At 63.5% G+C, this 19,803-nt stretch carries 27 protein-coding genes; all 27 read right to left on the reverse strand.

Translation table 11 applies throughout. The annotated features are described in order from the left end of the window. Positions 1-29: 29 nt before the first annotated feature. Complete coding sequence (secY, locus tag JNG39_RS16140; protein ID WP_247369572.1) at positions 30-1,355, reverse strand: preprotein translocase subunit SecY; 1,326 nt, start codon at positions 1,353-1,355, stop codon at positions 30-32. Positions 1,356-1,360: 5 nt separating this feature from the next. Next, positions 1,361-1,792 (reverse strand): 50S ribosomal protein L15, encoded by a 432-nt coding sequence (gene rplO, locus JNG39_RS16145; RefSeq protein ID WP_368312930.1) that lies wholly within the window; start codon positions 1,790-1,792, stop codon positions 1,361-1,363. Between the two features lie 6 nt (positions 1,793-1,798). Continuing rightward, the gene (rpmD, locus tag JNG39_RS16150) at positions 1,799-1,996 is read right to left on the reverse strand and encodes a 50S ribosomal protein L30 (RefSeq protein ID WP_144916972.1); all 198 of its coding nucleotides are present in this window, start codon (positions 1,994-1,996) and stop codon (positions 1,799-1,801) included. Further along, the gene (gene rpsE, locus JNG39_RS16155; protein WP_144916971.1) at positions 1,989-2,498 is read right to left on the reverse strand and encodes a 30S ribosomal protein S5; all 510 of its coding nucleotides are present in this window, start codon (positions 2,496-2,498) and stop codon (positions 1,989-1,991) included. The genes rpmD and rpsE overlap by 8 nt, the downstream gene beginning before the upstream one ends. A gap of 120 nt (positions 2,499-2,618) precedes the next feature. Next, complete coding sequence (rplR, locus tag JNG39_RS16160) at positions 2,619-2,969, reverse strand: 50S ribosomal protein L18 (RefSeq protein WP_144916970.1); 351 nt, start codon at positions 2,967-2,969, stop codon at positions 2,619-2,621. A 30-nt stretch (positions 2,970-2,999) separates the two neighbouring features. Beyond that, positions 3,000-3,527, reverse strand: coding sequence for a 50S ribosomal protein L6 (gene rplF / locus JNG39_RS16165; protein WP_144916969.1), 528 nt, complete (start codon positions 3,525-3,527; stop codon positions 3,000-3,002). Between the two features lie 11 nt (positions 3,528-3,538). After that, the gene (gene rpsH / locus JNG39_RS16170) at positions 3,539-3,934 is read right to left on the reverse strand and encodes a 30S ribosomal protein S8 (RefSeq protein WP_144917013.1); all 396 of its coding nucleotides are present in this window, start codon (positions 3,932-3,934) and stop codon (positions 3,539-3,541) included. Positions 3,935-4,110: 176 nt separating this feature from the next. Continuing rightward, positions 4,111-4,416 (reverse strand): 30S ribosomal protein S14, encoded by a 306-nt coding sequence (gene rpsN / locus JNG39_RS16175; protein WP_144916968.1) that lies wholly within the window; start codon positions 4,414-4,416, stop codon positions 4,111-4,113. A 20-nt stretch (positions 4,417-4,436) separates the two neighbouring features. Then, positions 4,437-4,976 carry a 50S ribosomal protein L5 gene (gene rplE, locus JNG39_RS16180; RefSeq protein ID WP_045831134.1) on the reverse strand — a complete coding sequence of 180 codons (540 nt, stop codon included), beginning with the start codon at positions 4,974-4,976 and terminating at the stop codon, positions 4,437-4,439. Positions 4,977-4,988: 12 nt separating this feature from the next. Beyond that, complete coding sequence (rplX, locus tag JNG39_RS16185) at positions 4,989-5,300, reverse strand: 50S ribosomal protein L24 (RefSeq protein WP_144916966.1); 312 nt, start codon at positions 5,298-5,300, stop codon at positions 4,989-4,991. A gap of 14 nt (positions 5,301-5,314) precedes the next feature. Next, positions 5,315-5,683: a 50S ribosomal protein L14 gene (rplN, locus tag JNG39_RS16190; RefSeq protein ID WP_144916965.1), complete on the reverse strand. Its 369-nt coding sequence runs from the start codon at positions 5,681-5,683 to the stop codon at positions 5,315-5,317. A gap of 13 nt (positions 5,684-5,696) precedes the next feature. Continuing rightward, the gene (rpsQ, locus tag JNG39_RS16195; RefSeq protein ID WP_144916964.1) at positions 5,697-5,957 is read right to left on the reverse strand and encodes a 30S ribosomal protein S17; all 261 of its coding nucleotides are present in this window, start codon (positions 5,955-5,957) and stop codon (positions 5,697-5,699) included. Between the two features lie 11 nt (positions 5,958-5,968). Continuing rightward, a complete protein-coding gene (rpmC, locus tag JNG39_RS16200) occupies positions 5,969-6,154 on the reverse strand; it encodes a 50S ribosomal protein L29 (RefSeq protein WP_144916963.1) in 186 nt (61 codons plus the stop codon). After that, positions 6,154-6,567 carry a 50S ribosomal protein L16 gene (gene rplP, locus JNG39_RS16205; protein WP_144916962.1) on the reverse strand — a complete coding sequence of 138 codons (414 nt, stop codon included), beginning with the start codon at positions 6,565-6,567 and terminating at the stop codon, positions 6,154-6,156. Before rplP ends, rpmC begins: the two co-directional genes overlap by 1 nt. A 12-nt stretch (positions 6,568-6,579) precedes the next feature. After that, a complete protein-coding gene (gene rpsC / locus JNG39_RS16210) occupies positions 6,580-7,311 on the reverse strand; it encodes a 30S ribosomal protein S3 (protein ID WP_144916961.1) in 732 nt (243 codons plus the stop codon). A gap of 15 nt (positions 7,312-7,326) precedes the next feature. Further along, positions 7,327-7,662: a 50S ribosomal protein L22 gene (gene rplV, locus JNG39_RS16215; protein WP_144916960.1), complete on the reverse strand. Its 336-nt coding sequence runs from the start codon at positions 7,660-7,662 to the stop codon at positions 7,327-7,329. Then, a complete protein-coding gene (gene rpsS / locus JNG39_RS16220) occupies positions 7,662-7,934 on the reverse strand; it encodes a 30S ribosomal protein S19 (protein ID WP_029213892.1) in 273 nt (90 codons plus the stop codon). The genes rplV and rpsS overlap by 1 nt, the downstream gene beginning before the upstream one ends. A 12-nt stretch (positions 7,935-7,946) precedes the next feature. Next, positions 7,947-8,768, reverse strand: coding sequence for a 50S ribosomal protein L2 (gene rplB / locus JNG39_RS16225; RefSeq protein WP_144916959.1), 822 nt, complete (start codon positions 8,766-8,768; stop codon positions 7,947-7,949). An 18-nt stretch (positions 8,769-8,786) separates the two neighbouring features. Further along, positions 8,787-9,080: a 50S ribosomal protein L23 gene (gene rplW, locus JNG39_RS16230; protein ID WP_144916958.1), complete on the reverse strand. Its 294-nt coding sequence runs from the start codon at positions 9,078-9,080 to the stop codon at positions 8,787-8,789. Beyond that, positions 9,077-9,679, reverse strand: coding sequence for a 50S ribosomal protein L4 (rplD, locus tag JNG39_RS16235; protein ID WP_368312936.1), 603 nt, complete (start codon positions 9,677-9,679; stop codon positions 9,077-9,079). Before rplD ends, rplW begins: the two co-directional genes overlap by 4 nt. 11 nt (positions 9,680-9,690) lie before the next feature. Beyond that, entirely contained in the window at positions 9,691-10,332 is a 642-nt protein-coding gene (rplC, locus tag JNG39_RS16240; RefSeq protein WP_089978135.1) for a 50S ribosomal protein L3, read from the reverse strand. Between the two features lie 20 nt (positions 10,333-10,352). Further along, positions 10,353-10,664, reverse strand: coding sequence for a 30S ribosomal protein S10 (rpsJ, locus tag JNG39_RS16245; RefSeq protein ID WP_014402136.1), 312 nt, complete (start codon positions 10,662-10,664; stop codon positions 10,353-10,355). 470 nt (positions 10,665-11,134) lie between these two features. Continuing rightward, positions 11,135-12,325 (reverse strand): elongation factor Tu, encoded by a 1,191-nt coding sequence (gene tuf / locus JNG39_RS16250; RefSeq protein WP_368312938.1) that lies wholly within the window; start codon positions 12,323-12,325, stop codon positions 11,135-11,137. 50 nt (positions 12,326-12,375) lie between these two features. Further along, on the reverse strand, positions 12,376-14,505 hold the full coding sequence (gene fusA, locus JNG39_RS16255) for an elongation factor G (RefSeq protein ID WP_368312940.1): 2,130 nt from the start codon (positions 14,503-14,505) through the stop codon (positions 12,376-12,378). Between the two features lie 32 nt (positions 14,506-14,537). Beyond that, positions 14,538-15,005 (reverse strand): 30S ribosomal protein S7, encoded by a 468-nt coding sequence (gene rpsG / locus JNG39_RS16260; RefSeq protein ID WP_144917072.1) that lies wholly within the window; start codon positions 15,003-15,005, stop codon positions 14,538-14,540. 18 nt (positions 15,006-15,023) lie between these two features. Then, on the reverse strand, positions 15,024-15,398 hold the full coding sequence (gene rpsL / locus JNG39_RS16265) for a 30S ribosomal protein S12 (RefSeq protein ID WP_045829438.1): 375 nt from the start codon (positions 15,396-15,398) through the stop codon (positions 15,024-15,026). Positions 15,399-15,567: 169 nt separating this feature from the next. After that, on the reverse strand, positions 15,568-19,782 hold the full coding sequence (gene rpoC, locus JNG39_RS16270; protein ID WP_368312941.1) for a DNA-directed RNA polymerase subunit beta': 4,215 nt from the start codon (positions 19,780-19,782) through the stop codon (positions 15,568-15,570). Positions 19,783-19,803: the final 21 nt, after the last annotated feature.

Raw genomic sequence — 19,803 nt, forward strand, 5'->3', positions numbered from 1 at the left:
GCCTACCCTACTTGGACCCCCGCCGCGTCTCAGCTGCGGCGGAGATTGGACTTCTTGAGCAGACTCTCGTACTGGTGGCTCATGAGATGGGCCTGAACCTGGGCGATGAAGTCCATCACCACCACCACCACGATCAGCAGCGAAGTGCCGCCGAAATAGAACGGGACGTGCCAGGCGTTCTGCATGAACGTGGGCACCAGGCAGACCAACACGATGTAGACCGCGCCGACACCCGTGAGCCGGGTCATGACGCCATCGATGTAATCCGCCGTGGAGCGACCCGGACGGATGCCCGGAATCAACGCACCCGAACGCTTGAGGTTATCGGCCGTTTCTTGCGAGTTGAACACGATCGCCGTATAGAAGAAGGCGAATCCGATCACCAGCACCGCGAACACGATGTCGTGGATCGGCTCACCCGGGCTCAGTGCCGTGGTCAGCCACTGCAACCAGCGGGACTGACTGGCGGAACCGAACCAGGTCGCGGCCGTCGCGGGAAAGAGCAGCAGGCTGGTCGCGAAGATCGGCGGAATGACGCCCGCCATATTGATCTTCAACGGCAGGTGCGAGACCTGACGCTGCTGGAACTGACGCTGGCCACCCTGCTTCGCGTAGTTCACGGTGATGCGCCTCTGGGCACGCTCCATGAACACCACGAATGCCGTCACGGCGAACACCGTCACCAGAACGAGCAGCAGAGGCAGCGGGTTCAGCTGGCCCGTCGCCGCGAGCTGGGCCGTATGGGCCACCGCTGCCGGCAGGCCGGCGACGATACCGGCGAAGATCAGCATCGAGATACCGTTGCCGATACCGCGCTCGGTAATCTGCTCACCCAGCCACATAAGGAACATCGTGCCGGCCGTGAGACCGACCACCGACGCCATGATGAAGCCCGCACCCGGCATGTAGACCACCGGGTTACCGCCCTGCGCGACCTGCTTCTGCAGAGCCACCGCGATGCCGAACGCCTGGAATGCCGCCAGGCCCACCGTACCGAAGCGCGTGTACATGGTCATCTTTCGACGACCCGACTCGCCCTCCTTACGGAGCGCCATCAGCGACGGCACCACCGAACCCATCATCTGCACCACGATCGATGCGGAGATGTAAGGCACCACACCCAGCGCGAACACCGAAAAGCGGGACAGCGAGCCGCCCGAGAACATGTTGACCATGTTCAGCAGACCACCGCCCCCCTCGACCAGGCTCGTCATCGCCTCGGGATTCACGCCCGGCACGGGAATGAACGAACCCAGGCGGAAGACGATCAGCGCACCGATGAGAAACAGGATGCGCTGACGCAGTTCCGTCAGTTTGCCCAGCGAGCCGAGCTTGTTGCCCTGCGCTCCAGCCACGAGGCTTACTCCACGCTGCCGCCGGCGGCTTCGATGGCGGCCTTGGCACCGGCCGTCGCGAGCACACCCTGCAGCTTGATGGCGCGGTTGATTTCGCCCTTGAGCACGACCTTCACCTTCTTGGCGCGGCTCGACACGAGGCCAGCGGCGTGAAGCGCGATCAGGTCGATGGTGTCACCCTGGACCGAAGCCAGCTTGTAGAGCATGACCTGCTCGGTATCCGCCTTCTTGAGCGAGCGGAAACCGACCTTCGGCAGGCGACGCTGCAACGGCATCTGACCGCCTTCGAAACCGAAGCGATGCGTGTTGCCGGCGCGGGCGTGCTGACCCTTGTGGCCGCGGCCGGCGGTCTTGCCGAGGCCGGAACCGATACCGCGAGCGACGCGGGTGCGGGTCTTGCGGGCGCCCTTGCCGGGCTTGATGTCATTAAGACGCATGATTGATTACTCCTCGACCCGGACCAGGTAGTAGACCGTGTTGATCAGGCCACGAACCTGCGGGGAATCCTTCAGTTCGCGCACGTCGTTGAGCTTGTTCAGGCCCAGTGCCTTCACGCTCAGACGATGGCGCCCCTGCACGCCGCGGAGGCCCTTGACCAGGCGCACGCGGACGGTACCGGCGGTTTCGGTGTTCTTAGCCATTGCCCAGCACCTCTTCGATGGTCTTGCCACGCTTGGCGGCAATGCGCTTCGGCGAGGCGACGGCCTGCAGACCCTTGATCGTCGCGCGGACGAGGTTGATCGGGTTGCGCGAACCGACGGCCTTCGCGAGAACGTTCTTCACGCCCACCACTTCCAGGACGGCGCGCATGGCACCGCCGGCGATGACGCCGGTACCCTCGGAGGCGGGCTGCATGAAGACGCGGGCGGCACCGTGGTTGGCCTTGACGGCATACCACAACGTGCCATTGTTCAGTTCGATGTTCACCATGTTGCGGCGGGCGCGCTCCATGGCCTTGGAAATGGCGACCGGCACTTCACGGGCCTTGCCATAACCGAAACCGACGCGACCCTCGCCATCGCCGACCACGGTCAGCGCGGTGAAGCTCATCTGGCGGCCACCCTTGACGGTCTTGGCCACGCGGTTGACGGCGATCAGCTTTTCAAGCATGCCGTCCGAATTTTCGCGATCTGTCGAGGACATCTCTTTTCCTGATAGCCCGGGGATGCCGGGACTTCTGTTTACGGCTCGGTCGCCGCTTGGAGTTGTAGGTGGAGCAGGCGACGCCGGCCCGTGGGGACCGGCGTCGTGGCCTGACGCCTCTTAGAACTTGAGGCCGGCCTCACGAGCCGCTTCGGCAAGAGCCTTGATGCGACCGTGGTAACGGAAACCCGAGCGATCGAACGCGACGGATTCGACACCGGCGGCCTTGGCGCGCTCGGCGACGATGCGGCCGACGGTGCCGGCGGCTTCGACGTTCTTCTTGCTCTTGAGACCTTCGGCGACCGACTTCTGCACGGTCGAGGCGGAAGCCACGACGGTGCCGTTCGGCGCGAAGACCTGGGCATACAGGTGCTGACCGGTGCGATGCACGCTCAGGCGGTGGACACCAAGCTCACGGATGTGGGCGCGGGTCGACTTGGCGCGGCGCAGGCGGGATTCGTTCTTGTTCATCGTCTCGTCTCCAGGAAGCGGATAGGCCGATTAGGCCTTCTTGGCTTCCTTCAGGATGATCGTCTCGCCGGCATAACGGACGCCCTTGCCCTTGTAGGGCTCCGGCGAACGGAACGCGCGGATCTTCGCGGCTACCTGGCCCACGAGCTGCTTGTCGGAACCCTTGATGAGGATTTCCGTCTGCGTCGGGGTTTCGATGGTGATGCCTTCCGGCGCCTCGAAAACGACCGGGTGCGAGAAACCGAGCGACAGGTTGACCGCCTTGCCCTGCATCTGCGCGCGGTAACCCACGCCGACCAGCTCGAGCTTCTTCTCGAAGCCGTTGGACACGCCGAGCACCATGTTGGCGACGATCGCGCGGGCGGTGCCGCCGAACTTGTCGTCGGCGCCTTCGGCGAGAACGATGGTGGCCACGCCGTTGTCCTGCGCGAACGTCACGCCCGGCAGTTCATGGGTGGTCAGGGTGCCCTTGGGGCCCTTGACGGAAACGGTGCCGTTGGCGACCGAGAGTTCGACACCCTTCGGCAGGGTGATGGGCTTCTTGGCTACACGTGACATATCGGGACTCCTTACGCCACCTGGCCAATGATTTCGCCACCCAGACCCTTCGAACGGGCCTGTGCGTCGGTCAGCAGACCGGCGGAGGTGGAGATGATCGAGATACCCAGGCCACCGAGGACCTTCGGCAGCTCGTCCTTGCCGCGGTAGACGCGGAGACCGGAGCGGCTGACGCGGGAAATGGATTCGATAGCCGGACGGCCTTCGAAATACTTCAGCTTGATTTCGAGAACCGGCTTGCCGTCTTCGTCGGCGACGCGGGCGTCGAGAATGTAGCCTTCGTTCTGGAGAAGCTTGGCGAGCGCCAGCTTCATCTTCGACGACGGAATACGAACAACCGCTTTGCCCGTGGCCTGGGCGTTACGGATGCGCGTAAACAGATCGGCGATGGGATCAGTCATGCTCATAAAAAAACCCTTGAGAGTGCACCGATATCCGAATGACCGGAAATCTTTAAATTGTAAAGCCGACAAACCGTCGGTCTGCATTGCGCAGACCGACGATCATATCAGGCTATGACGACCTGGACAAGTTCTGCCCAGGACGCCCCGCCCGGCCCTTCCGGGTCGAGCGGGTAGCTCTTTTACCAGCTGGCCTTGCGCAGGCCCGGCACGTCGCCACGCATGGTGGCTTCGCGCAGCTTGTTGCGGCCGAGGCCGAACTTGCTGTAGACGCCACGCGGACGACCGGTCAGGGCGCAACGATTGCGCTGACGGGACGGGCTGGCATCACGCGGGAGCTTCTGCAGCTTGGTCTGGGCGTCCATCTTCTCGTCATACGAGGCGGTGGCGCTCAGGACGATCGCCTTCAGTTCGGCGCGCTTGGCGGCGTACTTCTTGGCGAGCTTGGCGCGCTTGAGGTCGCGCTCGATCATCGAGGTCTTTGCCATGTCTTCTCTCTACCTGGCGATCAGTTGCGGAACGGGAAGCTGAAGGCTTCCAGCAACGCCTTGGCTTCTTCGTCGCTCTTCGCGGTCGTGGTGATGGAGATGTCCATACCGCGCAGCGCGTCGACCTGGTCGAAGTCGATTTCCGGGAAGATGATCTGTTCCTTGATGCCGAAGTTGTAGTTACCACGGCCATCGAAGGCACGACCCGAAACACCACGGAAGTCGCGCGTACGCGGCAGCGAGATGTTGATCAGGCGATCGAGGAATTCCCACATCTGGGCACGACGCAGCGTGACCTTGCAACCGATCGGCCAACCGTCGCGGATCTTGAACGACGCGACCGAGACGCGAGCCTTGGTCGTGATCGGCTTCTGACCGGCGATCTTGGCCATGTCGGCCACGGCGTTCTCGAGGATCTTCTTGTTGCCGGCAGCCTCGCCCACGCCCATGTTCAGCGTGATCTTGGTGATGCGCGGCACTTCCATGACGTTCTGGTAACCGAAGCGCTCCGTGAGCTTCTTCATTACCGACTCTTTGTAAAACGTTTCAAGGCGGGTCATGACTTCGGTTCCTTACGCGTCGACGACTTCGCCCGAGACGAACACGCGCACCTTGCGCCCGTCCTCGAGCGTCTTGGTGGCCACGCGCTCGCCCTTGTTCTGGGCGGAGTTGAAGAGCTGGACGTTGGAAATATGGATCGCGGCTTCACGCTCGACGATACCGCCAGGCTGGTTGGCCTGGGGGTTCGGCTTCGTGTGACGCTTGATGACGTTGACGTTCGAGACGACCACGCGGTCGCCATCGACACGCAGCACGTCACCGCGCTGACCCTTGTTTTTGCCGGTGATCACGACGACGTGATCACCCTTGCGGATACGGTTCATGGTCTGGCCTCCGCTCAGAGCACTTCGGGCGCGAGCGAGACGATCTTCATGAACTTCTCGCTGCGCAGCTCGCGGGTAACCGGCCCGAAGATACGGGTACCGATCGGCTCGAGCTTGTTGTTGAGGAGCACGGCCGCGTTACCGTCGAAACGGATCAGCGAACCATCGGTGCGGCGCACGCCCTTGGCGGTACGAACCACCACGGCGTTGTAGACCTCACCCTTCTTCACCTTGCCGCGAGGAATGGCGTCCTTGACGGTCACCTTGATGACATCGCCGATGCCGGCGTAACGGCGCTTGGAGCCGCCCAGCACCTTGATGCACATCAGTTCCTTCGCTCCGCTGTTGTCCGCTGCGGAAAGCGTGCTTTGCATCTGGATCATGGCTGCACCCTCCTCAGACTTCAGCGCGAGTGACGATCGCGACCACGCGGTGATGCTTGGTCTTCGACAGCGGACGGCATTCCGCGATGCGGACCACGTCGCCCTCGTTCGCACCGGTTTCGTCGTGCGCGTGGAGCTTGGTGGAACGGCGGATGATCTTGCCGAGCAGCGGGTGCTGCACCTGGCGCTCGATCAGGACCGTGACCGTATTGGTCATCTTGTTGCTGATGACGCGGCCCTCGAGGGTACGCGCCGCCTTCTGGTTATCGCTCATGTCAGCCACCCTTACTTCTTTCCGCCGAGCACGAACTTCGTGCGGGCGATGTCGCGCCGGACGCGGCGCAGCTGGTGCGGCTGAGTGAGCTGACCGGAGCCCTTCTGCATGCGCAGATTGAACTGCTCCTTGCGAAGGTCCAGCAGATGCTGCTTCAGCTCGTCCGCCGACTTCTCTTTGATTTCTTTGATGGCCATTACATCACCGCCCTGGACACGAACTGGGTCTGGACCGAGAGCTTGGCAGCGGCAAGGCGCATGGCCTCGCGTGCGGTCGCTTCGTCGACGCCTTCGATTTCATAAAGCATGCGGCCCGGCTGGATCAGAGCGACCCAGAACTCGACGCCACCCTTACCTGCACCCATTCGGACTTCGATGGGCTTACGGGTGATCGGCTTGTCCGGGAACACGCGGATCCACAACTTGCCGCCACGCTTCACGTAGCGCGTGATGCAACGACGTGCCGCTTCGATCTGGCGCGCGGTCAGCTGACCGTGCGTCGTAGCCTTGAGGCCGTATTCGCCAAAGCTCACGAGGTTCGAGTTGAACGCCAGACCGTCATTGCGGCCCTTAAACATCTTGCGGTACTTGGTACGCTTCGGTTGCAACATGGCACCGGCTCCTTACTTCGCAGCGCGATCACGATCGCGGCGGTTGTCACCACCCTCGCGACGCGACGACTGCTGAGGCTGCTGTTCTTCCTTCGACTCGGCCGTGGCGGCCGCCAGGTCGAAGATCTCGCCCTTGTAGACCCACACCTTCACGCCGATGATGCCGTACTGGGTCTTCGCTTCGGCGGTGCCGTAGTCGATGTCAGCACGCAGGGTGTGAAGCGGCACGCGACCTTCGCGGGCCCACTCGGAGCGCGCGATCTCGGCGCCGTTCAGACGGCCGGAGACGTTGATCTTGATGCCCAGGGCGCCGAGGCGCATGGCGTTGCCGACCGAGCGCTTCATCGCGCGACGGAACATGATGCGACGCTCGAGCTGCTGCGCGATCGACTCGGCAACCAGCTGCGCATCGAGTTCCGGCTTGCGGACTTCGCTGACGTTGATGTGCGTCGGAACGCCCATCATGTCGGTGACTTCCTTGCGAAGCTTCTCGATATCCTCGCCCTTCTTGCCGATCACCACGCCCGGACGGGCGGTGTGGATCGTCACGCGGGCGGTCTTGGCCGGGCGCTCGATCTGGATCTTCGAGATACCGGCGGCGGCGAGCTTCTTGCGCAGCATCTCGCGGACCTTGAGGTCGGCAGCGAGGTACTGGGCATACTCACCCTTGTTGGCGTACCACTTCGAGTTCCAGTCCTTGGCAATGCCGAGGCGGATACCGGTGGGATGAACTTTGTGACCCATCGTCTCTTACCCCAGTCAGTTGCCCACAACCACAGTGATGTGGCTGGTGCGCTTCAGGATGCGCGAACCGCGGCCTTTGGCGCGGGCGTACATGCGCTTCATCGCCGGACCTTCGTCGACGAAGATGCGCGAGACCTTCAGCTCGTCGACGTCGGCGCCGAGGTTGTTCTCGGCGTTGGCGACGGCCGAGAGCAGCACCTTGCGAACAAGGTGGGCGGCCTTCTTGTTGGTATAGGCAAGCACGTCGCTCGCCCGGCCCACGGGCATGCCGCGGACCAGGTCGGCCACCAGGCGTGCCTTCTGCGCCGAGATGCGGGCGCTGCGCAGGATCGCTTTGGCTTCGGTGCTCATCACTTGCCCTTCTTGTCGCCGGCGTGGCCCTTGTAGGTGCGGGTCACCGCGAACTCGCCGAGCTTGTGCCCGACCATGTTCTCGTTGATGAGCACCGGCACGTGCTGGCGGCCGTTGTGGATGGCGATGGTCAGACCGACCATCTCCGGCAGGATCATCGAGCGACGCGACCAGGTCTTGATCGGACGCTTGTTGTTGGCGGAAACGGCGGCTTCCACCTTCTTTACGAGGTGCAGGTCAACGAACGGACCTTTCTTTAGAGAGCGCGGCATGATCGTTTCCTATTACTTGCGACGACGCACGATGAACTGCTGGGTGCGCTTGTTGTTGCGCGTCTTGTAACCCTTGGTCGGCGTGCCCCACGGGCTGACCGGATGACGGCCACCGGAGGTACGGCCTTCACCACCGCCGTGCGGATGGTCGACCGGGTTCATGACGACGCCGCGGACGGTCGGACGGATGCCCTTCCAACGCTTCGCACCGGCCTTGCCGAGCTTGCGCAGGCTGTGCTCCGAGTTGCCGACTTCACCGATGGTGGCGCGGCACTCGACCGGCACGCGGCGCATTTCGCCGGAGCGCAGGCGGAGCGTGGCATAACCCTGTTCGCGGGCGACCAGCTGGACCGAGGCACCGGCGGAACGCGCGATCTGCGCACCCTTGCCCGGCTTCATCTCGATGCAGTGAATCGTGGAACCGACGGGAATCGAACGAAGCGGCAGGCAGTTGCCCGGCTTGATCGGCGAGTCGGAACCCGACACGAGACGGTCGCCCACCGCCACGCCCTTCGGCGCGATGATGTAGCGGCGCTCGCCGTCGGCGTAGCACAGCAGCGCGATGTGCGCGGTGCGGTTCGGATCGTATTCCAGACGCTCGACGACGGCGGCGATGCCCTCCTTGTCGCGCTTGAAATCGATGATGCGGTAAGCCTGCTTGTGACCGCCGCCACGATGACGGGTGGTGATGCGACCAAAGTGGTTGCGACCGCCGGTCTTCTTCTGCGATTCGGTCAGGGGCGCGTACGGGGCGCCCTTGTGCAGACCTTCGGTCCGCACGCTGACTGCGTCGCGGCGGCCCGGGGAGGTCGGCTTGTGAGTGATCAGTGCCATCTCAATTCAACTCCTGGCTCAGGCCTTGGCCGACACGTCGATCGTGTGGCCGTCGGCGAGGCGCACGTAAGCCTTGCGCTTGCCCTGGCGATTGCCCTGGCGGAAGCGGAACGACTTGACCTTGCCCTTCGTGTTCACGAGGTTCACGTCCACGACCTTGACGTCGAAGAGGTGTTCCACCGCTGCGCGGACGTCAGCCTTGGTCGCCTCGGGCGCCACGACGAAAACGTACTGGTTATTCTCCGCCAGACGAGCCGCCTTCTCGGAGATATGCGGCGCGCGAAGCGTGTTGAGCGTGCGTTCGGTGCTCATGCGAGCCACTCCTCGACCTTCTTGACCGCGTCCACCGTCATGACGACGAAGTCGCTGCCGACCAGGCTGACCGGATTCAGGGCCAGCACGTCGACGACGTGGATGTACGGAATGTTGCGGGCGGACAGGTACAGCGCCTCGGTGGAGTCTTCCGACACCAGCAGCACGCGACCCTTGACTTCGAGCTCGGCGAGCTTGGCGATCATGCCCTTCGTGCTCGGCTTGTCGATCGAGAGCTCCGAGACCACCTTCAGGCGACCCTGGCGGGTCAGCTCGGCGATGATCGAACGGATCGCGACGCGATAGGCCTTGCGGTTGACCTTCTGCTCGAAGCTGCGCGGCTTGGCCGCGAACGTGACACCGCCGCCGACGAAGATCGGGGCACGGTAGTCACCGTGACGGGCGCCGCCGCCCTTCTGCTTCTTGAACTTCTTCGTGGTACCGGACAGTTCGCCGCGCGAAAGCTGCGCCTTGGTGCCGGCACGGCCGCCTGCCTGGTAGGCAGTCACGACCTGGTGCACGAGGGCCTTCTTGTACTCACCGCCGAACACGTCGTCGGAAACGGTAAGCGACTGGGCGCCAATAACATTGAGTTCCATGGCGTCTCTCCTCAACCCTTGGTCGTCGGACGGATCACGACGTCACCGCCCGGCGCGCCCGGGACAGCGCCCTTGACCGCGATCAGGTGGCGCTCGGCGTCGACCTTGACAACTTCCAGGCCCTGCTGCGTGCGGTTCACCGCACCCATGTGGCCCGACATCTTCTTGCCAGGAAACACGCGGCCCGGCGTCTGGCGCTGGCCGATCGAGCCCGGGGCGCGATGCGACAGCGAGTTACCGTGCGTGGCGTCGCCCATCTTGAAATGGTGACGCTTGATGGTGCCCTGGAAGCCCTTACCCTTCGACACGCCGGCGACGTCGACCGTCTGACCGACGGTGAACACGTCGTCCGCCTTGATCTCGGTGCCGATGGCGTACTTGCCCGCGTCTTCCGCGGACACGCGGAATTCCCACAGGCCACGACCCGGCTCAACCTTGGCGTTGGCGTAATGACCCTTCAGCGGGGCCGTCAGGAGCGAGGCGCGCTTCGCGCCCGTCGTGACCTGCACGGCGCTGTAGCCGTCGTTTTCTTCGGTCTTCACCTGCGTCACGCGATTCGGGGTCGCTTCAATCAGCGTCACCGGAATCGAGCGGCCGTCTTCGGTGAAGAGCCGGCTCATGCCGCACTTGCGGCCAACCAGTCCGATACTCATCTTCGTATCCTTTAGTCCGCTCAGCCGAGCTTGATCTGGACGTCAACGCCAGCCGCAAGATCGAGCTTCATGAGCGCGTCCACGGTTTTGTCGTTGGGGTCGACGATGTCCAGAACGCGCTTGTGGGTACGAGTCTCGTACTGGTCGCGGGCATCTTTGTCGACGTGCGGCGACACCAGAATGGTGTAGCGCTCGATCTTGGTCGGCAGCGGAATCGGGCCGAGGACCGTAGCGCCGGTGCGCTTGGCCGTCTCGACGATTTCACTGGCCGAACGGTCGATCAGACGATGATCGAACGCCTTGAGCCGGATGCGAATCTTTTGGTTCGCCATAAAACCGTGTCCTGTTATCGAAAGAACGTTCTTGTGATTCGAAGTGGCTTCTCGCCACTCCGCACAACCCATTTGCCACTTACAGGTACCGCAACGGGCCGCTCTGGAGGACTGAACGCCCGCCCGGAACGACCCGAAAAAGCTAGGCAGGCCGCGTAAACGACCTGCCCAGACAGAAAAGTATAGAGCGCACAAACAAATAGGTCAACAGAGCTTACGCTCTGTGGCCTTGGCACCCCACCCGGCTTCCTTGCCTGCGAACTCGAAGCGCATTCCATGCACCTCATTTCGCGGTATTCGAATCCCCATAAAGAGACTCGAGGGATATAGCCCGACGAGCATACCCCATCGGTTTGGAAATTGGAAGCTTTTTGACCAACGAACGCTATGGGCTCGATGTTTTCGCCCGCGGCATAAAAAAAGGCGGGGACTGACGCCCCCGCCCTTCTCAGATACCTTGCGGTACCCGATTACGCCGTGATCTTGGCAACCACGCCGGCGCCGACGGTACGGCCGCCTTCGCGGATAGCGAAGCGCAGACCTTCGTCCATGGCGATTGGCTTCAGCAGGGTGACTTCCATCTTCACGTTGTCACCCGGCATCACCATCTCGGTGCCTTCCGGCAGCTTGCAGGCGCCGGTGACGTCCGTGGTACGGAAGTAGAACTGCGGACGGTAGTTGTTGAAGAACGGCGTGTGGCGGCCACCCTCATCCTTCGACAGCACGTACACTTCGGCCTCGAACTGGGTGTGCGGCTTGATCGTGCCGGTCTTGGCCAGCACCTGGCCACGCTCGACGTCGTCGCGCTTCAGGCCACGCAGCAGCAGACCGGCATTGTCGCCCGCCTGACCCTGGTCGAGCAGCTTGCGGAACATCTCCACGCCCGTGACGACCGTCTTCTGCGTATCGCGCAGACCGACGACTTCGATTTCGTCGCCGACCTTGATCACGCCACGCTCGATACGACCCGTGACCACCGTGCCGCGGCCCGAGATCGAGAACACGTCTTCGACCGGCATGAGGAAGGACTTGTCGACGTCGCGCTCCGGCGTCGGGATCCAGCTGTCGAGCGCATCGACGAGGTTGATGATCGCCGGCACACCGATCTCCGACTGGTCGCCCTCAAGCGCCAGACGGGCCGAGCCCTTGATGATCGGGGTGTCGTCACCCGGGAACTCGTACTTCGAGAGCAGTTCGCGGACTTCCATCTCGACGAGCTCCATGAGCTCGGCGTCGTCGACCATGTCGGCCTTGTTCAGGAACACCACGATGTACGGCACGCCGACCTGACGCGAGAGCAGGATGTGCTCACGGGTCTGCGGCATCGGGCCGTCGGCGGCCGAGCACACCAGGATCGCGCCGTCCATCTGGGCGGCACCGGTGATCATGTTCTTGACGTAGTCGGCGTGACCCGGGCAATCCACGTGGGCATAGTGACGGGTGGCCGATTCGTATTCGACGTGAGCGGTCGAGATCGTGATGCCGCGCGCCTTCTCTTCCGGCGCTGCGTCGATCGCGTCGTAGCCCTTGAACTCGCCGCCGAAGCGATCGGCGCCGACCTTCGTCAGCGCAGCCGTCAGCGTGGTCTTGCCGTGGTCGACGTGACCGATGGTGCCGACGTTGACGTGCGGCTTATTACGCTCGAACTTACCCTTTGCCATGACTCTGAACCTCTAAAAGAACGTTGTATGTATTGAAGAAGAAGCCCTTATCAGGACTTCTTCATGACCTCGTCGGCGATGTTCTTCGGCGCCGGCTCGTAATGATCGAATTCCATCGTGAACGTGGCGCGACCCTGGGTCTGCGAACGAAGCGACGTGGCGTAACCGAACATTTCGCCCAGCGGGATCATCGCATTGACGGTCTTGCCCGACGGGGTCTCTTCCTGACCGGTCAGCATGCCGCGACGACGCGAGATATCGCCCATCACGTCACCGACGTAGTCTTCCGGCGTCACGACCTCGACCTTCATGATCGGCTCGAGCAGTACCGGCTGAGCCTTCGAGAAGCCCTGCTTGAACGCCATCGACGCGGCGAGCTTGAACGCCATTTCCGACGAGTCGACGTCGTGGTACGAACCGAAGACCAGCTTGACCTTGACGCCCACGACCGGGAAGCCGGCCAGCGGACCCGAGGTGATGGTCTCGCGCAGACCCTTTTCGACCGACGGGATGAATTCCTTCGGAATCACGCCGCCCGTGATGTCGTTGATGAACAGGAAGTCGTCCTTGATGCCCGCGGCGATCTTCTCGTCCGCACGGTCGGCATCGGAGATCGGGGACATTTCGATCACGACGTGACCGTACTGACCCTTACCACCCGACTGCTTGGCGTGCTTGTAGTCCGACTTGACGTCCGACGCCTGGATCGTTTCGCGGTAAGCCACCTGCGGCTTGCCCACGTTGGCCTCGACGTTGAACTCGCGCTTCATGCGGTCCACCAGGATGTCCAGGTGAAGCTCGCCCATGCCCGAAATGATCGTCTGGCCCGACTCTTCGTCCGTACGAACGCGGAACGACGGATCTTCCGCGGCCAGACGGCCGAGGGCGATACCCATCTTTTCCTGGTCCGACTTGGTCTTCGGCTCGACCGCCATCGAGATCACCGGCTCGGGGAACGACATGCGCTCGAGCGTGATGATGTGATCCTGCGCGCACAGCGTGTCACCGGTGGTGACGTCCTTCAGGCCGACCGCCGCGGCGATGTCGCCGGCACGGACTTCCTTCAGCTCGTGACGCTCGTTGGCGTGCATCTGCAGGATGCGGCCGATGCGCTCCTTCTTCGACTTGACCGGGTTGTACACCTGGTCACCGGCGTTCAGCGTGCCCGAATAGACACGGAAGAACGTCAGCGCGCCGACGAACGGATCGGTCATGATCTTGAACGCCAGGGCGGAGAACGGCGCGTCGTCCTTGGCCGGACGGGTATCCGGCTGCTCGTCTTCGTTGATGCCTTCGACCGGCGGACGGTCGATGGGCGACGGGAGCAGATTGACGACGGCGTCGAGCATCGCCTGGACGCCCTTGTTCTTGAACGCGGTGCCGCAGAAGACCGGAATGATCTCGCTCTTGAGCGTGCGCAGGCGCAGGCCCTCGATGATCTCGGCCTCGGTCAGCTCTTCGCCGCCCAGGTACTTGTCCATCATCTCTTCCGTGGCTTCCGCCGCGGCTTCGATCATGGCCGTACGACCTTCTTCGGCCTTCTCGACCAGATCGGCCGGAATGTCGACGTACTCGAACTTCATGCCCTGGGACTCCATGTCCCACTTGATGGCCTTCATCTTGAGGAGGTCGACCACGCCTTCGAAGTTGTCTTCGGCGCCGATCGGCACCTGCATCGGCACCGGGTTGGCGGCGAGACGGGCCTTCAGCTGGTCGACGACCTTGTAGAAGTTGGCACCCGTGCGGTCCATCTTGTTGACGAACGCAAGGCGCGGCACCTTGTAACGGTTGGCCTGGCGCCACACGGTTTCCGACTGCGGCTGCACACCGCCCACGGCGCAGAGCACGAACACCGCACCGTCGAGCACGCGGAGCGAGCGCTCCACTTCGATGGTGAAGTCGACGTGTCCCGGGGTGTCGATGATGTTGAAGCGGTGCTCGGGGAGCGAGCGGTCCATACCCTTCCAGAACGCCGTCGTGGCGGCGGAAGTGATGGTGATACCGCGCTCCTGCTCCTGCTCCATCCAGTCCATCGTTGCGGCACCGTCGTGCACCTCGCCAATCTTATGACTGACACCGGTGTAGAACAGGATGCGCTCCGTGGTCGTGGTCTTGCCGGCATCGATGTGAGCCATGATGCCGAAGTTGCGGTAGCGCTCGATGGGAGTGGTGCGTGCCACGGTCTTTCCTCAGATCTTGTAGCTGGAGGGGATTACCAGCGGTAATGCGAGAAGGCCTTGTTGGCCTCTGCCATGCGGTGCGTTTCTTCGCGCTTCTTGACGGCGCCGCCACGGGACTCGGCAGCCTCGAGAAGCTCGGCGGCCAGCTTGCGCGGCATCGAGGTCTCGCCACGCTTGCGGGCGGCCTCGATCACCCAGCGCATGGCCAGCGCCATGCGACGGCCCGGACGGACTTCGACCGGCACCTGGTAGGTGGCACCGCCGACGCGACGGGACTTCACCTCGACGGCCGGGGCGATGTTGCCCAGGGCCTTTTCGACGAGCTGCACCGCTTCAGCGTGCTTCTCACCGATGTGGTCGAGGGCGCCGTAGACGATCGACTCGGCGACGGACTTCTTACCGGACTTCATCACCATGTTGATGAAACGGGCGATGAGCTGGCTTCCGTGCTTCGGGTCCGGGAGGACGACACGGGCGGGATGGGAACCTTTACGCGACATAATTCTTGTCCTTTACTCTCAGCCCTTCGGGCGCTTGGCGCCGTACTTCGAGCGCGACTTGCGACGCTTGGTCACGCCCGCGCAGTCGAGGCTGCCGCGAACGGTGTGGTAACGCACACCCGGGAGATCCTTGACGCGACCGCCACGGATCAGGACCACCGAGTGCTCCTGGAGGTTGTGACCTTCGCCACCGATGTAGCTGATGACTTCGAAACCGTTGGTGAGGCGCACCTTGGCAACCTTACGCAGGGCCGAGTTCGGCTTCTTCGGGGTGGTCGTATAAACGCGCGTGCACACACCGCGGCGCTGCGGGCTGCTCTGCAGGGCCGGCGAGGCGCTCTTGTACGCCTTCGGGCTGCGGGATTTGCGCACCAACTGGTTGACTGTCGTCATGCGAAGCTATTCCTGAGAAACATAAAGGCAGACCGATAGATCGGCCCGCCGTATAAGCGTTGTTGACGTGCGCCGCCCGGTTGGACCGGCGCCCATCGTCCCTGATTCCGAACACGAGGCGCATCCATGCGCCTCATTTCGTATGTACGGGCAAGGCCCGTACGGGGCCTTACTCGGCGCTATCGTTGGACCCGGCGGGAGCCTCTTCGAACGTGACGACCGGGGCTGAACCCGAGAGGGTTTCCAGCTCCGAAGCCGTCAGACCGCCCTGGCTACGACGCGAAGCGTGGTAGGCCAGACCCGTACCCGCAGGGATTAGCCGCCCAACAATAACATTTTCCTTCAGGCCACGCAACGTATCACGGGTGCCCCGGACCGCCGCCTCGGTGAGGACGCGGGTGGTCTCCTGGAACGAGGCCGCCGAGATGAACGACTCGGTGGCCAGCGAGGCCTTGGTGATGCCCAGCAGCACCGATTCGAAGTCGGCACGACGCTCGCCACGAGCCTCGGCACGGTCGTTCTCCTCGTTGATGCGCACGCGCTCGACCTGCTCGCCGCGGAGGTAGGTGCTATCGCCCGGCTCGACGATCTCGACCTTGCGGAGCATCTGGCGAATGATCGCCTCGATGTGCTTGTCGTTGATCTTCACGCCCTGGAGGCGGTAGACGTCCTGGATCTCCTTGACGAGGTAGGCGGCCAGCGGCTCGACACCCAGCAGGCGCAGGATGTCGTGCGGATTCGGCTCGCCGTCGACGACGGTTTCGCCCTTCTCCACGTGCTCGCCTTCGAACACGATGACCTGACGCCACTTCGGGATCAGCTCTTCGTGCTCGTTGCCGTCCACGTCCTTGATGATGAGACGCTGCTTGCCCTTGGTGTCCTTGCCGAAGCTGACGATACCCGAGCGCTCTGCCAGGATCGCCGGCTCCTTGGGCTTACGGGCTTCGAACAAGTCGGCCACGCGGGGCAGACCACCCGTGATGTCGCGGGTCTTCGAGGTTTCCTGCGGGATACGGGCGACGACGTCGCCCACGCCCACTTCGGCACCGTTCTGGATCGACACGATCGCGCCGGCCGGCAGGAAGTACTGGGCTGCGATGTCGGTGCCCGGCAGCTTGAGCTCGCGGCCCTTGCTGTCTTCCAGGCGGACGATCGGGCGCAGGTCCTTCGCGGCGGTACCGCGACGCTTCGGGTCGGTGACCACCGCCGACTCGAGGCCGGTGAGCTCGTCGGTCTGCGACTGGACGGTCACGCCATCGATGAAGTCGATGAAGCGGACCACACCGGCCACTTCCGTGACGATCGGGTGGGTATGCGGATCCCAGTTGGCGACGGTCTGGCCGGCCTTGACCGGATCGCCGTCCTTGACCGAGATCGTGGCGCCGTAGGGCACCTTGTAACGCTCACGCTCGCGACCGTTGGCGTCGATGACGCTCACTTCGCCCGAACGCGACACGGCCACGAGGTGACCGGCCGAGTGCTCGACCGACTTCAGGTTGTTGAACTTCAGCGCGCCGGTGGTGCGGACGGTGACGTTATCCACCGCGGCCGCACGGGACGCCGCACCGCCGATGTGGAACGTACGCATCGTCAGCTGCGTGCCCGGCTCGCCGATGGACTGCGCGGCCACGACGCCCACGGCCTCACCCATGTTCACCAGGTGACCACGGGCCAGGTCGCGGCCGTAGCACAGGGCGCACACGCCGTGGCTGGCACGGCAGGTGATCGGCGAACGCACCTTGAGCATCTGCACGCCGGCCTTGTCGAGCTTGTCGACCAGGTATTCGTCGAGCAGCGTGTCGCGGGTGACGATGGCCTCGTCGTCGTCGCCGGGGGCGTAGACGTCTTCGACCACCACACGGCCCAGCACGCGCTCGCGCAACGGCTCGACCACGTCGCCGCCTTCGACGATCGGCGACATGATGACGCCGTCTTCGGTGCCGCAATCGTGCTCGGTGATGACCACGTCCTGCGCCACGTCGACGAGACGACGGGTGAGGTAACCCGAGTTCGCCGTCTTCAGCGCCGTATCCGCGAGACCCTTACGGGCACCGTGGGTGGAGTTGAAGTACTGCAGGACGTTCAGGCCTTCGCGGAAGTTCGCCTTGATGGGCGTCTCGATGATCGAGCCGTCCGGACGGGCCATGAGGCCGCGCATGCCGGCGAGCTGGCGGATCTGGGCCACGCTGCCTCGCGCGCCCGAGTCGGCCATGATGTAGAGCGAGTTCATCGACTTCTGGTTGACGAGGTTGCCTTCGGCATCGGGCACCTTCTCGGTACCGATACCGTCGATCATCGCCTTGGCCACGAGCTCGTTGGTGCGCGACCAGATGTCGACCACCTTGTTGTAACGCTCGCCGGCCGTCACCAGACCCGACTGGTACTGCTCCTGGATTTCGACGACTTCCTTCTCGGCTTCTTCCAGGATGCCCTTCTTCTCGTCCGGGATGCGCATATCGTCGATGCCGATGGAGATACCGGCGCGCGTGGCGAAACGGAAGCCGGTGTACATCAGCTTGTCGGCGAAGACCACGGTCTCCTTCAGGCCAAGCAGACGGTAGCTCTGGTTGATCAGGCGCGAGATGTTCTTCTTCGTCAGCTCGACGTTGACCAGCGCGAACGGCAGACGCTCGGGAATGATCTCGGCCAGCAGCGCACGACCGACCGTGGTGTCCACCAGCTGCTGGCGGGCCACGTCCTGACCGTCCTCACCCTGTTCGAGCACGCGCACGCGCACCTTCACCTTCGCGTGCAGCTGCACGGCGCGGTTGTCGTAGGCGCGACGCACTTCGCCGATGTTCGCGAACACCATGCCGGTGCCCTTCGCGTTCACCAGCTCGCGGGTCATGTAGTAGAGGCCGAGCACCACGTCCTGCGACGGCACGATGATCGGCTCGCCGTTGGCGGGCGAGAGGATGTTGTTGGACGACATCATCAGCGCGCGGGCTTCGAGCTGCGCCTCGATCGAGAGCGGCACGTGCACGGCCATCTGGTCACCGTCGAAGTCCGCGTTGAACGCGGTACAGACGAGCGGATGCAGCTGGATCGCCTTGCCTTCGATGAGCACCGGCTCGAACGCCTGGATGCCCAGGCGGTGCAGCGTCGGCGCACGGTTGAGCATGACCGGATGTTCGCGGATCACCTCTTCGAGGATGTCCCACACCTGCGACTCTTCGCGCTCGACGAGCTTCTTGGCGGCCTTGATGGTGGTCGCCTCGCCGCGCGCCTGGAGCTTGGCGAAGATGAAGGGCTTGAACAGCTCGAGCGCCATCTTCTTCGGCAGGCCGCACTGGTGCAGACGCAGGGTCGGGCCGACCACGATGACCGAACGGCCCGAGTAGTCGACGCGCTTGCCGAGCAGGTTCTGGCGGAAGCGGCCCTGCTTGCCCTTGATCATGTCCGCGAGCGACTTCAGCGCGCGCTTGTTCGTGCCGGTGATGGCACGACCGCGACGGCCGTTGTCGAGCAGCGCATCGACCGACTCCTGCAGCATGCGCTTCTCGTTGCGCACGATGATGTCGGGCGCGGCGAGCTCGAGCAGGCGCTTGAGGCGGTTGTTGCGGTTGATGACGCGACGGTAAAGGTCGTTCAGGTCGGACGTGGCGAAACGGCCGCCGTCCAGGGGGACGAGCGGGCGCAGATCCGGCGGGAGCACCGGAAGCACGGTCATGACCATCCACTCCGGCTTGTTGCCGGATTCGAGGAACGCCTCGATCAGCTTCACGCGCTTGGTGAGGCGCTTGAGCTTGGTCTCGGAGTTGGTCGAGGAGATCTCTTCCTTGAGGCGGATGACTTCGCCCGGCAGGTCGAGGCTCTTCAGCAGCTCGTAGACGGCCTCGGCGCCCATGCGGGCGTCGAACTCGTCACCGTGCTCCTCGGTGGCTTCGAGGTACTGGTCTTCGCTGAGCAGCTGGCCGCGCTCGAGCGCGGTCAGGCCCGGATCGATGACCACGAAGGCCTCGAAGTAGAGGATGCGCTCGATGTCGCGCAGGGTCATGTCGAGCATCAGGCCGATGCGCGACGGCAGCGACTTCAGGAACCAGATGTGCGCGGTCGGGCTGGCCAGCTCGATGTGGCCCATGCGCTCGCGACGGACCTTGGCCAGGGTGACCTCGGTGCCGCACTTCTCGCAGACCACGCCACGGTGCTTCATGCGCTTGTACTTGCCGCACAGGCACTCGTAGTCCTTGATCGGGCCGAAGATGGCCGCGCAGAACAGACCGTCACGCTCGGGCTTGAACGTGCGGTAGTTGATGGTTTCCGGCTTCTTCACTTCGCCGTACGACCACGAACGGATCAGCTCCGGCGAAGCCAGGGCGATCTTGATCGCGTCGAAGTCCAGCGTCTGTCGCTGCTGGTTGAACAGATTGAGCAAGTCTTTCATGCGTAATCTCCGGTAGCCGCG

The organism is Luteibacter sp. CQ10 (assembly GCF_040900725.1).
Lineage (GTDB): Bacteria > Pseudomonadota > Gammaproteobacteria > Xanthomonadales > Rhodanobacteraceae > Luteibacter.

Coding starts and splice junctions, on each gene's coding strand:
- rplO (WP_368312930.1), bottom strand. CDS start 1,792: ATGCGTCTTAATGACATCAAGCCCGGCAAGGGCGCCCGCAAGACCCGC.
- rpmD (WP_144916972.1), bottom strand. CDS start 1,996: ATGGCTAAGAACACCGAAACCGCCGGTACCGTCCGCGTGCGCCTGGTC.
- rpsE (WP_144916971.1), bottom strand. CDS start 2,498: ATGTCCTCGACAGATCGCGAAAATTCGGACGGCATGCTTGAAAAGCTG.
- rplR (WP_144916970.1), bottom strand. CDS start 2,969: ATGAACAAGAACGAATCCCGCCTGCGCCGCGCCAAGTCGACCCGCGCC.
- rplF (WP_144916969.1), bottom strand. CDS start 3,527: ATGTCACGTGTAGCCAAGAAGCCCATCACCCTGCCGAAGGGTGTCGAA.
- rpsH (WP_144917013.1), bottom strand. CDS start 3,934: ATGAGCATGACTGATCCCATCGCCGATCTGTTTACGCGCATCCGTAAC.
- rpsN (WP_144916968.1), bottom strand. CDS start 4,416: ATGGCAAAGACCTCGATGATCGAGCGCGACCTCAAGCGCGCCAAGCTC.
- rplE (WP_045831134.1), bottom strand. CDS start 4,976: ATGACCCGCCTTGAAACGTTTTACAAAGAGTCGGTAATGAAGAAGCTC.
- rplX (WP_144916966.1), bottom strand. CDS start 5,300: ATGAACCGTATCCGCAAGGGTGATCACGTCGTCGTGATCACCGGCAAA.
- rplN (WP_144916965.1), bottom strand. CDS start 5,683: ATGATCCAGATGCAAAGCACGCTTTCCGCAGCGGACAACAGCGGAGCG.
- rpsQ (WP_144916964.1), bottom strand. CDS start 5,957: ATGAGCGATAACCAGAAGGCGGCGCGTACCCTCGAGGGCCGCGTCATC.
- rpmC (WP_144916963.1), bottom strand. CDS start 6,154: ATGGCCATCAAAGAAATCAAAGAGAAGTCGGCGGACGAGCTGAAGCAG.
- rplP (WP_144916962.1), bottom strand. CDS start 6,567: ATGTTGCAACCGAAGCGTACCAAGTACCGCAAGATGTTTAAGGGCCGC.
- rpsC (WP_144916961.1), bottom strand. CDS start 7,311: ATGGGTCACAAAGTTCATCCCACCGGTATCCGCCTCGGCATTGCCAAG.
- rplV (WP_144916960.1), bottom strand. CDS start 7,662: ATGAGCACCGAAGCCAAAGCGATCCTGCGCAGCGCCCGCATCTCGGCG.
- rpsS (WP_029213892.1), bottom strand. CDS start 7,934: ATGCCGCGCTCTCTAAAGAAAGGTCCGTTCGTTGACCTGCACCTCGTA.
- rplB (WP_144916959.1), bottom strand. CDS start 8,768: ATGGCACTGATCACTCACAAGCCGACCTCCCCGGGCCGCCGCGACGCA.
- rplW (WP_144916958.1), bottom strand. CDS start 9,080: ATGAGCACCGAACGCACGCTCAACACGCTTCGCGCGCCGCATATCTCC.
- rplD (WP_368312936.1), bottom strand. CDS start 9,679: ATGGAACTCAATGTTATTGGCGCCCAGTCGCTTACCGTTTCCGACGAC.
- rplC (WP_089978135.1), bottom strand. CDS start 10,332: ATGAGTATCGGACTGGTTGGCCGCAAGTGCGGCATGAGCCGGCTCTTC.
- rpsJ (WP_014402136.1), bottom strand. CDS start 10,664: ATGGCGAACCAAAAGATTCGCATCCGGCTCAAGGCGTTCGATCATCGT.
- tuf (WP_368312938.1), bottom strand. CDS start 12,325: ATGGCAAAGGGTAAGTTCGAGCGTAATAAGCCGCACGTCAACGTCGGC.
- rpsG (WP_144917072.1), bottom strand. CDS start 15,005: ATGTCGCGTAAAGGTTCCCATCCCGCCCGTGTCGTCCTCCCGGACCCG.
- rpsL (WP_045829438.1), bottom strand. CDS start 15,398: ATGACGACAGTCAACCAGTTGGTGCGCAAATCCCGCAGCCCGAAGGCG.
- rpoC (WP_368312941.1), bottom strand. CDS start 19,782: ATGAAAGACTTGCTCAATCTGTTCAACCAGCAGCGACAGACGCTGGAC.